Source organism: Solirubrobacter phytolaccae (assembly GCF_027587195.1).
GTDB lineage: Bacteria > Actinomycetota > Thermoleophilia > Solirubrobacterales > Solirubrobacteraceae > Solirubrobacter > Solirubrobacter phytolaccae.
The window spans coordinates 48,094-61,130 of sequence record NZ_JAPDDP010000045.1; the positions used below are offsets into that span (position 1 = coordinate 48,094).

The 13,037-nt window shown below is 72.0% G+C and carries 11 protein-coding genes; 1 reads left to right on the forward strand and 10 read right to left on the reverse strand.

All coding sequences use genetic code 11. The features are described 5' to 3' along the window. Nucleotides 1-47: 47 nt before the first annotated feature. From OJ997_RS22175 to OJ997_RS22215, 9 genes are read right to left on the reverse strand one after another with little or no spacing between them, the layout of a single operon-like run. Nucleotides 48-1,109: an ABC transporter substrate-binding protein gene (locus OJ997_RS22175; RefSeq protein WP_270027422.1), complete on the reverse strand. Its 1,062-nt coding sequence runs from the start codon at nucleotides 1,107-1,109 to the stop codon at nucleotides 48-50. Then, nucleotides 1,106-2,431, reverse strand: coding sequence for an LLM class flavin-dependent oxidoreductase (locus OJ997_RS22180; protein WP_270027423.1), 1,326 nt, complete (start codon nucleotides 2,429-2,431; stop codon nucleotides 1,106-1,108). The genes OJ997_RS22175 and OJ997_RS22180 overlap by 4 nt, the downstream gene beginning before the upstream one ends. Next, nucleotides 2,428-3,798, reverse strand: a complete 1,371-nt coding sequence (locus tag OJ997_RS22185) for an LLM class flavin-dependent oxidoreductase (RefSeq protein ID WP_270027424.1) — start codon at nucleotides 3,796-3,798, stop codon at nucleotides 2,428-2,430. The genes OJ997_RS22180 and OJ997_RS22185 overlap by 4 nt, the downstream gene beginning before the upstream one ends. Next, nucleotides 3,795-5,120: an LLM class flavin-dependent oxidoreductase gene (locus tag OJ997_RS22190; protein ID WP_270027425.1), complete on the reverse strand. Its 1,326-nt coding sequence runs from the start codon at nucleotides 5,118-5,120 to the stop codon at nucleotides 3,795-3,797. The genes OJ997_RS22185 and OJ997_RS22190 overlap by 4 nt, the downstream gene beginning before the upstream one ends. After that, on the reverse strand, nucleotides 5,117-6,424 hold the full coding sequence (locus tag OJ997_RS22195) for an LLM class flavin-dependent oxidoreductase (protein ID WP_270027426.1): 1,308 nt from the start codon (nucleotides 6,422-6,424) through the stop codon (nucleotides 5,117-5,119). Before OJ997_RS22195 ends, OJ997_RS22190 begins: the two co-directional genes overlap by 4 nt. Next, the gene (locus tag OJ997_RS22200; protein ID WP_270027427.1) at nucleotides 6,421-8,043 is read right to left on the reverse strand and encodes a dipeptide ABC transporter ATP-binding protein; all 1,623 of its coding nucleotides are present in this window, start codon (nucleotides 8,041-8,043) and stop codon (nucleotides 6,421-6,423) included. The genes OJ997_RS22195 and OJ997_RS22200 overlap by 4 nt, the downstream gene beginning before the upstream one ends. Then, on the reverse strand, nucleotides 8,040-8,918 hold the full coding sequence (locus OJ997_RS22205; protein WP_270027428.1) for an ABC transporter permease: 879 nt from the start codon (nucleotides 8,916-8,918) through the stop codon (nucleotides 8,040-8,042). The genes OJ997_RS22200 and OJ997_RS22205 overlap by 4 nt, the downstream gene beginning before the upstream one ends. Next, nucleotides 8,915-9,850, reverse strand: coding sequence for an ABC transporter permease (locus OJ997_RS22210; RefSeq protein ID WP_270027429.1), 936 nt, complete (start codon nucleotides 9,848-9,850; stop codon nucleotides 8,915-8,917). The genes OJ997_RS22205 and OJ997_RS22210 overlap by 4 nt, the downstream gene beginning before the upstream one ends. Next, a complete protein-coding gene (locus OJ997_RS22215; protein ID WP_270027430.1) occupies nucleotides 9,851-11,542 on the reverse strand; it encodes an ABC transporter substrate-binding protein in 1,692 nt (563 codons plus the stop codon). It lies immediately after the preceding gene. 46 nt (nucleotides 11,543-11,588) lie between these two features. Between OJ997_RS22215 and OJ997_RS22220 the strand changes: the two genes are divergently transcribed. After that, entirely contained in the window at nucleotides 11,589-12,725 is a 1,137-nt protein-coding gene (locus OJ997_RS22220; RefSeq protein WP_270027431.1) for an aldo/keto reductase, read from the forward strand. On the opposite strand, the gene OJ997_RS22225 is transcribed toward OJ997_RS22220, so the two are convergent. Beyond that, nucleotides 12,653-13,037, reverse strand: a 385-nt coding sequence (locus OJ997_RS22225; RefSeq protein ID WP_443732125.1) for an aromatic-ring hydroxylase C-terminal domain-containing protein, incomplete at its 5' end; no start/stop codon positions are given. The genes OJ997_RS22220 and OJ997_RS22225 overlap by 73 nt on opposite strands.

Genomic DNA, 13,037 nt, shown 5'->3' on the forward strand with positions numbered 1-13,037 from the left:
ATCGACCGCGCCTCTCAATTCAGGGTCAGCGCTGTATCAAGGAACCGTCAAGTGGCAGCCAGCTGACGCTTCAGCACCTCGCGCGCGGCGCGCAGCGGCCGGTCGTCGACGAACGTGTCCCAGTCCAGCGGCCCGTCCAGGAACCCGTGCCGCTCGAGCAGGTTCGCCTGGTCGGCGAGCGCGGCCAGGCGCGCCTTCGAGAGGTCGATGTCGAGCTGCGCGGCCACGGCGGGCGAGTAGGCCGCGTCGAGGTCCTCGACCGCGACGCCCGACTCACGCGCCAGCACGGGCCGGGCCGCTTCGGGCTCGTCCACGGCCCAGCGCCCCGCGCGGATGACGGCGGCCAGCACGCCCGCGACCAGCTCCGGCCGCTCGTCGAGCAGGTCGCCGGTGACGGTGAGCGCGGCCGGGTTGCCGTTGTTGACGTTGCGCGCCCACTCGTCGAACGCGCCGACGTCGATCACGACGAGCGCACCGGTCGCCGCGCGCAGCCGTGCGGCGTGCCCACCACTCGCGAAGACGACGTCGACCGTGCCGTCGCGCAGCGCCGCGGCCTCCTCGCGCTGGAAGCCGGTCAGGTAGCCGGCGTCCCACAGCGAGTCGCGCTCGCCGGTAGAGGCCGTCGACTCGGCGATGAAGCTGCGGTCGACGACGACCTCGACGAGCTCCACGTCGTCGAGCGTCAGCCCGGCGCTCGCGAGCGCCTTCTCGTAGCCGCGCAGGGCGGTCGCGCGCACGAAGTCCACGGACGAGTTGACGCGCCGCGGGAGCGAGAGGCGCCGACCGCGCAGGTCCTCGGGGCTGCCGATCCCGCTGCCGGGGAGCGTCAGCAGCTGCTGCGGGATCTGCGCCCACGAGAGCCCGATCACGCGCACGTCGACGCCGCGCGAGCGCGCCACGAGCGGCGGGATGTTGCCGCCGTGGCGGAAGAACGCGCTCAGGTTCTGGTCGAAGTGCGCCTGGCGGACTTTCGGGTCCGAGCTGGCGGACAGCGAGCGGGCGACGAGGCCGTGCTCGCCCACCGCGTCGTCGATCCAGCCCTGCTCGACCGCGAGCGAGAACGCGGTCGGGACAGGGCAGCGGGTGTACCAAACGCCTTCGATGCTCACGCGATGACCTCCAGTTGACGATGGGCCGGCCGGGCGAGCCCGTAGTGCTCGCGCAGGGTGCGGCCGGTGTACTCGTGGCGGAACAGCCCGCGCCGGCGCAGGATCGGCACCACGTGTTCGACGAAGCGCTCCAGGCCGGACGGGAGCACGGCCGGCATCACGTTGAAGCCGTCGGCGGCGCCGGCGCGGAACCACTCCTCGATCGTGTCGGCGACCTGCTCCGGCGTGCCCGCGAACGTGCGGTGGCCGCGTCCGCCGCCGAGCTTGCCGATCAGCTCGCGCACGGTCAGCGACTCGCGCCGCGCGAGCTCGGCGACGAGCGTGGCGCGGCTCTTGGTGCCCTCGATCTCGGACTCGGCCGGCACCTCGGGCAGCGGGCCGTCGAGCGCGGCGCCGCTCAGGTCGACGCCGAAGAAGCTCGACAGCTGCTTGAGGCCGTAGGCCGGGACGATCAGCTCGTCCAGCTCCCGCTCGAGTGCGCGCGCCTCGGCCTCGGTGGCGCCGAGGACGGGCACGATCCCCGGCAGGATCTTGATCGCGTCGGGATGGCGGCCGGCCGCGCGGGTGCGCGCCTTGAGGTCGGTGTAGAACGCCTGGCCCTCCGCGAGCGAGCGCTGCGCGGTGAACACGGCCTCGGCGTGACGGGCCGCGAACGCGCGGCCGTCCTCCGACGAGCCCGCCTGCACGAGGACGGGCCGGCCCTGCGGCGTGCGCGAGACGTTCAGCGGCCCGGCGACGCGGAAGAACGCGCCCTCGTGCTCGATCGCGCGGATCCGGTCGCCGTCGGCGTAGACGCCCGCGTCCTTGTCGGCGAGCTGCGCGTCGTCCTGCCAGCTGTCCCACAGCTTGAGCGCGACCTCGACGAACTCCTCCGCGCGCTCGTAGCGCTCGTGGTGCAGCGCCTGGCCGTCGCGGCCGAAGTTGCGCGCCGCGTCGTCGCCCGCGGTGGTGACGATGTTCCAGCCCGCGCGCCCGCCGCTGATGTGGTCCAGCGACGCGAACCGCCGCGCGATCTCGTACGGCTCGGTGTAGGACGTGGACGCGGTGGCGATCAGCCCGATGTGCTCCGTGCGGGTGGCGATCGCGGCCAGCAGCAGCGTCGGGTCCAGCCGCTCCACCGGGCGGAACCGCGGGTCGCCCCGCAGCACCGGCCCGTCGGCGAAGAAGATCGAGTCCAGCGTGCCGGCTTCCGCGAGCTGGGCGATCCGGACGAAGTGCTCGACGTCGAGGTTCGCGCCCGGGTCGGACTCGGGCAGCCGCCACGCCGCCTCGTGGTGGCCGACGTCCATCACGAACGCGTTCAGGTGCAGGTGGCGGCTCACGCGACCACCGCCTTTCTCCGGTACGCCGTCCCCGGGTGCGTGTCCGCGAGCCGCGGTCCCACCCGCCCGTCGAACAGCTTCTCCCGGAAGGTCCCCTCGTGGTACTCGCGCTGGACGACTCCACGGTCCTGCAGCACCGGCACCACCCCGTCGATGAAGTCCTCGAACGACCCCGGGGTCGTCGTGTAGGTCAGGTTCACGCCGTCGATCCCGCCGTCCACGTGCCAGCGCTCCAGCTCGTCGGCGACGTGCTCGGGCGTGCCGACGATCCGGCGGTTGGCGATCGAGAAGATCAGGTCGCGGAACGTCCACGTCTTGTCCGGCGCGGCCTCCGCGAGCGACTTGACGATGCCCTGCTGCGCGTTCGTGCGCAGATCACCGACCGGGGCGTCGGGGTCGACCGCCGACAGGTCCGTCCCCAGCCAGCCCGACACGACCGCGAACGTGCCCTCGTCGCTCAGGTGCTCCTGCACCTCGCGCTCCTTGCGCCGCGCCTCCCCCTCGGTGGCCGCGGTGATGACCGTCAGCCCCTGGAAGACGAGCAGGTCGTCGGGCCGGCGGCCGGCGAGCACGAGCCGCCGGTGCAGGTCGTCGACGTTCGCCCGCGCGCCGCGGATGTTGCGGGCGGAGATGAACGTCGCCTCGGCGTGGCGGGCCGCGAACTCGCGCCCGCGCTCGGACGAGCCGGCCTGGAAGAGCACCGGCGTGCGCTGCGGTGAGGGCTCGCTCAGGTGCGGGCCGGCGACGTCGTAGTACTCGCCGCGGTGGTCGATCTCGTGGACCTTGGCCGGGTCGGCGTAGACCCCGCGCTCGGTGTCGGCGAGCACGGCGTCGTCCTCCCACGAGCCCTCCCACAGCTTGTAGACGACGTCGAGGTACTCGTCGCCGCGGTCGTAGCGCGTGTCGTGCAGCGGCAGGCCGCGGTAGCCGAGGTTGTTGGCCGCGTTCTCCAGGTAGGAGGTGACGATGTTCCAGCCGACCCGCCCGCGGGTGTAGTGGTCGAGCGTGGAGGCGCGGCGGGCGAAGCTGAACGGGTGCTCCTGGAGGATCGAGAGCGTGAACGCCAGCCCGAGGTGCTCGGTGACGAGCCCGAGCGCCGGGATGAGTGCGCTCGGGTCGTTCACCGGGAACTGCACGGCGCGGCGTACGGCCGCGTCGCGGTTGCCGTTGTAGACGTCGTAGGCGCCGATCACGTCGGCGAAGAAGATCGCGTCGAAGCGGCCCTTCTCCAGCAGCTTGGCCAGCTCGACCCACGGCTCGAGCGACGTGTAGTCGCGCTGGCGTGTGTCGGGACGCGTCCACTGGCCCTGCACGATGTGCGAGACGACGTTCATCGTGAACGCGTTCAGCCGCAGTCGCCGGCTCATGCCGCCACCTTCTTTCTCGCGTAGCGGCTCACCGGGCGCTGAAGCCCGAGGTGGTCCCGCAGGGTCGTTCCCGTGTATTCGCGGCGGAAGAGGCCACGGTCGCGCAGGATCGGCACGACGTGCTCGACGAACGCGTCCAGCCCTGAGGGCAGGACGTCGGGCATCAGGTTGAAGCCGTCGACGAGCCCCGTCTCGAACCACTCCTGGATCGAGTCCGCGAGCTGCTCCGGCGTGCCGATGAACTGCCGGTGCCAGCCGCTCACGCGCTCGAGCAGCTGGCGGGCGGTCAGCCGCTCGCGGCGGGCGAGGTTGACGATGATGTCGCGCGCGCCCGTCGAGCCGGCGCGGATCTCGTCCGTGCTGAGCGCGTGTTCCGGGAGCGGCTTGTCCCACGCCAGCTCGTCCTCGGCGACGCCGAGGTGGAAGGCCAGCCACTGCAGCGGCTGCTCGCCGGCCAGCGCGTTGAGCTCGGTCCAGCGCGCCCGCGCCTCGGCCTCGGTGCCGCCGAGCGTGAACACGAGCCCGGGCAGGATCTTCAGGGCGTCGGGCGCGCGCCCGTGCAGGGCGAGCCGCCGCCGCACGTTGGTGGCGTAGCGCTCGGCGTCCTCGAGCGAGCCCGCGGACGTGAACACCATCTCGGCGTACTTGGCCGCCAGGCCCAGCCCGCCGGTCGACGCGCCGGCCTGCACCTGCACCGGCCGGCCCTGCGGCGAGCGCGGCAGCAGCGACGGTCCCTCGACCTCGAAGTACGTGCCCGCGTGCTCGATCCGGTGGATGTGCGCGGCGTCGCCGTAGCGCCCGGCGGCCGCGTCACCGACGAGCGCCCCGTCCTCCCACGAGTCCCACAGCTCGTGCACGACGGTGAGGAACTCGTCGGCGCGGGCGTAGCGCTCGGCGCGGTCGGGATGCTCGAGCCCGCCGAAGTTGCGCGCGCTCGCCGGGTTCGCCCCGGTCACCGCGTTCCAGGCCGCGCGCCCCCGGCTCAGGTGGTCGAGCGACGAGAAGCGGCGGGCGACGTGGAACGGATGGTCGTAGGTGGTGAGGCTCGTGCCGACGAGCCCGAGCCGGCTGGTGACGCCCGCGAGCGTCGACAGCAGCACGCTCGTGTCGAACCCGAGCGACGGTCCGGCGGCCGGCGGCGTCGTGAACGACGACAGGTCGGCGAGGAACAGCAGGTCGAACGTGGCCCGCTCGGCGGTCTGCGCGAGCCCGATCCAGTGATCGGGGTCAAAGATCCCGAGCGGGTCGCTCTCCGGCCAGCGCCAGGCGCCGCGGTGCGTGCCGGCGCCGAGCGCGTTCAGGCCGAGGTGGAGCTCCCTCATACGAACACCGCCTCGTGGCGCACCGGACGTGGCAGCCCGAGGTGCTCGCGCAGCGTCGTGCCCTCGTACTCGGTGCGGAAGATCCCGCGGCGGCGCAGCTCCGGCACGACGTGGTCGACGAACGCCTCGAGGCCGGTCGGGAACACGTCGGGCATCAGGTTGAAGCCGTCCGCCGCGCGTTCGCGCACCCACGCCTCGATCGTGTCCGCGACCTGCTCAGGCGCGCCGACGACGAGCCGGTGGCCGCTCGCGAAGCGGGTGACGATCTGGCGGACGGTCAGGCCCTGCGCGGCCAGCGAGAGGAACGCGTCCTGGAAGCCGACGGAGGACTTCAGCCGCGACCGGTCGATCGGTGGGAGCGGCGCGTCGAGGTCCAGCGACTCGGCGTCGAGGCCGAGCTGCGCCGCGAGGTGCCAGAGCGAGCCCGACCCGCCGGCCAGCTCCTCCAGCCGCTCGTAGCGCGCGTGGGCCTCGGCCTCGGTGCCGCCGATGACGGTCGTCAGCCCCGGCAGGATCAGCACGCCGTCGGGGTCGCGGCCTTCACGCAGGACGCGCGACTTGATGTCCGCGTAGAACGCCTGACCGGCCTCGAGCGTGAGCTGCGAGGTGAAGATCGCCTCCGCGTGCTTGGCCGCCAGCGCCCGGCCCTGTGGCGAGCCGCCGGCCTGCACGAGCACCGGCCGACCCTGGCGCGAGCGCGGGACGTTGAGCGGCCCGCGCACGGAGAAGTGCTCGCCGACATGGTCGATCGGCTCGATCCGGCCGGTGTCGGCGTACACGCCGGCGTCCACGTCACCGACGAGCGCGTCGTCGGCCCAGCTGTCCCACAGCTGCTTGGTCACGGAGAGGAACTCGTCCGCACGGCCGTACCGCTCGTCATGCGACGCGGGCGCCTCGAAGCCGAAGTTCGCGGACGCCGTCGGCGCGTAGGTGGTGACCGCGTTCCAGCCCGCCCGGCCACCGCTCAGATGGTCGAGCGACGCGATCCGCCGCGCGAGGTTGAACGGCTCGTTGTAGGACGTCGAGGCGGTGGCGACGACGCCGATCCGCTCCGTCGCGCTCGCAACCGCGGCCAGCACGACCGTCGGCTCCAGCGCCGTCATCGGCGGGCGCCGGTCCGGCGGCTCGAACAACCCGGGTTGGTCGGCGAGGAAGACGGCGTCGAGCGTCCCGCGCTCGCCGATCCGCGCGACCTGCTGGAAGTAGGCGACGTCGAACTGCGCCGTCGGCTCGACCTCACCCGTGCGCCACGCCGCCGGGTGGCAGCCCACCCCGAGCACGTTGACCCCGAGGCGCACTCTCACGCGGCCACCTGCTCCCGCTGATACCCGAGCCGCGGCACGGCGGCGACGAGCCGCTGCGTGTAGTCGTGCTTCGGGTTCAGGAAGACGGCGTCGGCGGTGCCCTGCTCGACGACGCGCCCCTCGCTCATGACGAGCACGCGGTCGGACAGGTGGTGCACGACGCCGAGGTCGTGGGAGATGAACAGCAGGCTCACGTCGAGCTCGTCGCGCAGGTCGGCGAGCAGGTCGAGCACCTGCGCCTGGATCGACACGTCCAGCGCCGAGACGGGCTCGTCGCAGACGATCACCGACGGCCGCGGCGCGAGGGCGCGGGCGATCGCGACCCGCTGGCGCTGCCCGCCCGAGAGCTCCAGCGGACGCCGGTCGCGAAGGCTGCGTTCCAGCCCCACGAGGTCCAGCAGCTCGCTCACCTGCGCGGCGTCCTCGGCGGCGTCGCCGACGATCCGCTCGACCGGCCAACGGGGATCGAACGAGCTGAGCGGGTCCTGGTAGATGACGGAGATCTCGCGTCGCCGCGGACGGCGCTCGCGCTCGCTGAGCGTCGACCACGCGCGCCCGCCCAGCTCGACGACACCCGAGTCCGCCGTTTCCAGCGCAAGCACGAGCCGCGCGGTCGTGGACTTGCCCGACCCGGACTCGCCGACGATCCCGAGCGTCTCGCCGCGCGCGAGGTCGAACGACACGTCCTGCACGACGGTGCGCGCCAGCTTGTCCGGCCCGCGGAAGCTCTTCACGAGGTCCCGCGCACGCAGCAGCGGCCCTTCGCCCGCCGGCGCCGTGCGGTGCTCGGGCACGACCGCGAGCCGCGGCGCCGATGACGGCGAGAGCCGCGCGCCACGCGAATGCGCCGACGGCACCGCGTCCAGCAGCTTGCGCGTGTACTCGTGCTGCGGGTCGCCGAACACCTGCGCGGCCGGCCCGCGCTCGACCACCTCGCCCTCGCGCATGACGAGCACGAAGTCGGCCATCCGCGAGACGACCGCGAGGTCGTGGCTGATGAGGATGAGCGCCTTGCCGCGCGCCCGGGTCGCCTCCAGCAGCTCCAGGACCTGGGCCTGGATGGTCACGTCGAGCGCGGTGGTCGGCTCGTCCGCGATCAAGAGGCTCGGGTCGAGCGCGAGCGCGGACGCGATCAGCGCCCGCTGTCGCTGCCCGCCCGAGAGCTCGTGCGGGAGCTGGCGCGCCTTCAGCTCCGGCTCGGGCACGCCGACGTCGCGCAGCAGCTCGACGACGCGTGCCCGCAACTCGTCCTTGGAGCCGCTCCAGCCGTGCAGGCGCGGGCCCTCGCCCACCTCCTTGCCGACCGGCCGCAGCCCGTCCAGCGAGACGAGCGCGTCCTGAGTGACGAACCCGATCTCCTTGCCGCGGACCTTGCGCCACTCGCGGTCGCTGAGCGCGGAGACGTCGCGCCCGAGGTACTCGTAGCGGTCCACGCCGACCTGCGCGCGGCCGCCGGTCAGCCCGACGAGCGTGCGCGCGGTGACGCTCTTGCCCGAGCCGGACTCGCCGACGATCGCGAGCGAGCGCCCGGGCTGCAGCTCGAAGGAGACCTCGCGGACGGCCTCGGTGGGCCCGAAGGCGACCCGCAGGCCCTCGAGGCGGATCAGTGGAGCGCTCACAGTGCCTGCACCTTCACTTTGCCTTCGAGACGTTCTTGGATGTGCCGGCCGACGACGGTCACCGACAGGGCGAAGAGGACGATCGCCAGGCCGGGCATGACCTCCAGCCACCACGCGCTCGTCGTGTAGTTGCGGCCGGCGTCGAGCAGCGCGCCCCACTCCGGCGACGGCGGCGCGACGCCCAGCCCGAGGAACGCGAGGCCGGAGGCCCACACGATCGCCTGGCCGACGCCGAGCGTGAACATCACGACCAGCGGCCGCATCGCGTTCGGGAAGATGTGCTGCGCGACGATCCGCGGGTACGGATGGCCGACCGCGCGCGCCGCCTCCACGTACGTGGAGCCCTTCACCTGCAGGAACTGGCCGCGGATGATGCGCGCGTAGCCCGGTGCGGTGCCGATCGCCACCGCGACGATCTGCGTCGTCACGGTCTGGCCGAACACGGCCACGAACAGCAGCGCCAGGAACAGCGTCGGGAACGCGAACAGCACCTCGAGGAAGCGGTTCACGCCGCCGTCCACGAGCCGCGGCCCGAGCCCGGCGGCGATGCCGAGCACGAGCGCGATGACGAAGCTCAGCGCGGTCGCGCCGATGCCGATCGCGAGCGACTGGCGGGCGCCCTCGACCACGCGCGAGAACAGGTCCCGGCCCGACTGGTCGGTGCCGAACGGGTGCTGCAGCGAGGGCGCGAGCAGCGAGCTGTCGAGGTCGGTGGAGAACGGGTCGTGCGGCTGCAGCACGCCGGGGGCGACCGCGGCGAGGACGTACAGCGCCACGACGAGCGCGGCGAGCTTGACCCCGGGCGGGACGCTGCGCAGGAACGCGCCCGTCCGGCTCGCGCGGGCCGCGCGCGGTTGGAGGGTGATCGCGGTCATGCCGTCCTCAGCCTCGGGTCGACGTAGCGGTAGGCGACGTCCACGAGCAGGTTCGCGACGATGTACATGACCGCCGAGGCGAGCATCACGCCCGTCACGAGCGGGATGTCACGCCCCGAGGTCGCCTGCACGAGGATGCCGCCGATCCCTGGCCGTGAGAACACGGCCTCGATCAGCACGGCGCCGCTGAACAGCGCGCCGAGCGCCCAGCCCGAGAGGGTGACCGCCGGCAGCACCGCGTGCCGGAGCACGTGGCGCAGCCGGACACCGAGGTCACCCATCCCGCGGGTGCGGGAAGAGGTCACGAACGGCTGCTCGAGCACCCGTTCGAACTCGTCCTGGGTCACCTGCCCGAGGAAGCCCGAGAGCGGGATCGCGAGCGTCAGCGCGGGCAGGATGAGCCCGATCACGCTCGTGTCGCCCTCGACCGGGAAGATCCCGGTCTGGACCGCGAGCAGGACCAGCAGGATCGTGCCGATCCAGTACGGCGGCAGCGCGGCGGTGACGATCTGGAAGCCCGTCGCCGCCCGCGACCAGACGTTGTCACGCCCGGTCGCGAGGACGGTGATGATCAGCGAGATCACCCACGCGAGGATCAGCGCCGAGACGGTCAGGACGATCGTCGGGCCGATCTGCGCCGCGATGATCTCCGTCACCGGCTGGTGCTGGTTGTAGGAGACGCCGAGGTCGCCGCGGGCGAGGTCGCCCAGGTAGTGCAGGTACTGCGTCAGGTAGGAGTCGTCGAACCCGTACCGCTCGTTGAGGGTGGCGATCTCCTCCGGGCTCGGGTTCTGCAGGTTGCCCGCCTGCGTGTTGATGATCATCGTCGCGCGGTCGCCGGGCATGAACAGCTGGACGACGAACGTGAACGTCGCCGTCGCCCACAGGACGAGGACCGCGCCGGCGAGGCGCTTGAGGACGGTCGCCGCCATCTACTTCCCCTTGACGAAGTAGGCGTCGTTGAAGATCGGCTCGCCGATCGACGCGTTGAGCTTGATCCCGGTGATGCGCTCGCTGAGGGCCAGCGAGACGGTCAGCGGGTACGCGCCGACGGTCACGGCCTGCTCCTCGACGAGCTTGCGCTGGACCTGCTCGTAGAGCGCGGTGCGCTTGGCGTCGTCGTACTCCTGGTCGGCCTGGCGCACGAGCTGCCAGATCCCGACCTGGTCGGTCTGCAGTCGGCTCGTGTTGTTGGCGTTGGGCAGCACCGTGCCGTCGTCGGCCTTGGCGTCCGGCTTCCAGACGACCTGGAAGATCTCCGCGCTGCGCGCCACCCAGTAGCCGGGCTGGATCTCGAACTCGCCCGGCTGGCGGCCCTTGCCGGCGAAGAAGTCGGCGGTGGTGATCGGCTTGAGCTGGACGTCGAACCCGACCTGCTTGGCCTGGTCCTGCACGATCTGGAGGAACTCGGAGCCGTCGGAGCTGATGATCGAGCCCGCGCCGTAGACGATCCGGACCGTCAGCTTCTTGCCGTTCTTGGAGCGGATGCCATCGGCGTCCTTCTCCGTCCAGCCGGCCTCGTCGAGCAGCTGGTTGGCCTTCGCTGGGTCGTACTTGTAGTAGTCCTCGAGGTCCTTCAGGTGCTCGGGCGAGCTGGCGCTGAGGGCGCCGTTGCCGTTGTAGGGCACGGCGCCCTGGAAGACCGTCTCCACCGCCTTGCGACGGTCGGACGCGTACTGGAACGCCTTGCGGACCTTCACGTCGTCGAACGGCGCGTGGTCGGTGGCGAGCGCGAGCTGGCTCGGGCGGCCGCCCGTGATGTGGCGGAGCACCTCGTAGCGCTCGTTGGCCTCGGCCCAGTTGACGCCCGGGATGTCGTAGATGACGTCGGACTGGCCGGACTTCAGCGAGCCCCAGCGGGCCGTGTTGTCCTTGAGGAACTTCCAGTTGATGCCGTCGACGTAGGCCGGGCCCTTGTTCTCGACGTCACCGGGCGCGGAGTTGTAGTTCGGGTTGCGCTTGAGGACGACGTTCGTCCCCCGGTTCCACTTCTCGACGATGAACGGGCCGGTGCCGACCGGGCGCACGCACCACTCCTCCGGGCCGGCCTTGACGACCGACGGCGCGAGGAAGCCGAACGCGTACTGGGAGAGCGCGCTCAGGAACGGGTGGTGCGGGTGCTTGAGCTTGAAGACGACGGTGAGGTCGTCCGGCGTCTCGATCTTGTCGATGTGGTCCTCGACGTGGAAGGCGACGTAGCCGTTGCGGCGCGTCGGGTCGGTCGAGAACCAGTTGTCGAAGTTGACCTTGACGGCCTCGGAGTTGAAGGGCTCGCCGTTCGTGAACTTGACGTTCGGCTTCAGGTGGAACGTGTACGTCTGCTTGTCGTCGGAGATGTCCCACGACTCGGCGAGCCAGGGCAGGAACTCGCCCTTCTCGTCGACCGTGATCAGCTGCTCGAGGTACTGGCGGGTCAGGTAGCCCGTCTGCACCCAGGTGGTCACGAGGCACGGCGGCTCTTGGTAGTGGCCGTACTCGATCGTGCCGCCCGTGGTGGGCTTGGAGTCCTGCTTGGCGCCGAGCGCCGCCGCCTTCGTCGAGCTGCCGCCGCCCGATCCACACGCGCAGACGGCCACGGCGAGGAGGGCGGAGAACAGGGCGGAAACCGTTGATCTGCGCGTCATGCCGTGCAGACTACACAAAGTTGATCGGGTTTATAGGGTTTAAGTCATGAGCGACTCAAGACGACCCTTCGGGCGTACCGGTGTGTGGATCAGCCCGCTGACCCTCGGGGCGATGAACTTCGGCGCGCGGGCCAACGCCGACCACGCCGATTCGATCCGGATCATCCACGCGGCGTTGGCCGGCGGGATCAACGCGATCGACACCGCCGACGTGTACTCGGGCGGCGAGTCGGAGGAGATCGTCGGCAAGGCGCTCAAGGGCCGGCGCGACGAGGTCTTCCTCGCGTCGAAGTTCCACGGGCAGGTCGGCGAGGGCGAGTGGCGGCGCGGGAACTCGCGGCGTTGGATCAACCTCGCGATCGAGGACAGCCTGCGCCGGCTCGGCACGGACTGGATCGACCTCTACCAGGTGCACCGCCCCGAGGACGAGACCGACTTCGAAGAGACGCTCGGCGCTTTGAACGACCTCGTGCGGGCGGGCAAGATCCGCTACATCGGCACGTCGACCTTCGACCCGTGGGAGGTCGTCGAGGGCCAGTGGGTCGCGAGGACACACGGCTGGTCGCGCGTGGTGAGCGAGCAGCCGCCGTACTCGATCCTCGCCCGCGGCATCGAGCGAGAGCTGCTGCACGTGGCCTCGCGGTACGACCTCGCGGTGCTGCCGTGGAGCCCGCTGGCGGGCGGCTGGCTGTCGGGTCGGCACCGGCGCGGGATCGAGCAGCCCGTCTCCAGCCGGGCTTCGCGGTTGCCGGGACGGTTCGACCTCGCGCGTCCGGAGAACCAGGCCAAGCTGGAAGCGGCGATCGCGTTGGGCGAGCTGGCCGACGAGGCCGGGCTGTCGCTGATCCACCTCGCGCTGGCGTTCGTGCTCGAGCACCCGGCGGTGACGTCGGCGATCATCGGGCCGCGGACGCTGGAGCATCTGCAGAGCCAGCTCGGCGCGGGCGACGTGAAGCTCTCCCAGGACGTGCTCGACCGGATCGACGAGATCGTCCCGCCGGGCACGACGGTCAACGCCGCCGACGCCGGCTACCTCCCGCCGTCGTTGAGCACGCCGGCGCGCCGCCGCGGCGGGCCGGCCAACACGGGTCCGCGCGCGGCGTGGCCGCCTCACGCCGCCCAGGCCTCCGCCAACGGGAAGCCCGCGGCCGCGGCGAGGACGCTCGCGGCGTCGGGCGCGTAGTCGCCGCGCCACGCGATCAGGCGATCGGGACGCACGAGCACGAGCCGCTCGGGGTAGGCGGCGCGCACCGACGGGGGCGCGCCGCCGATCGCCACGACGCGCAGGGGAAGCCCGCGCGCGCCGGCCGCGCGAACGAGGCCGGCGGCGTCGCGCGGGTCGTGCACGACAACCGCGTAGCCATGCCCGAAGTGGTCCGACAGGGCGACGCCGCCACGCGCGCCGGCGCCGCCACCCTCGCCGCGCCCGCCAGCGCCCCCAGGGGGATCTCGCCGCGCCGATGCAGCTGCTCGCCGACCTCCTTCACGACTGCCC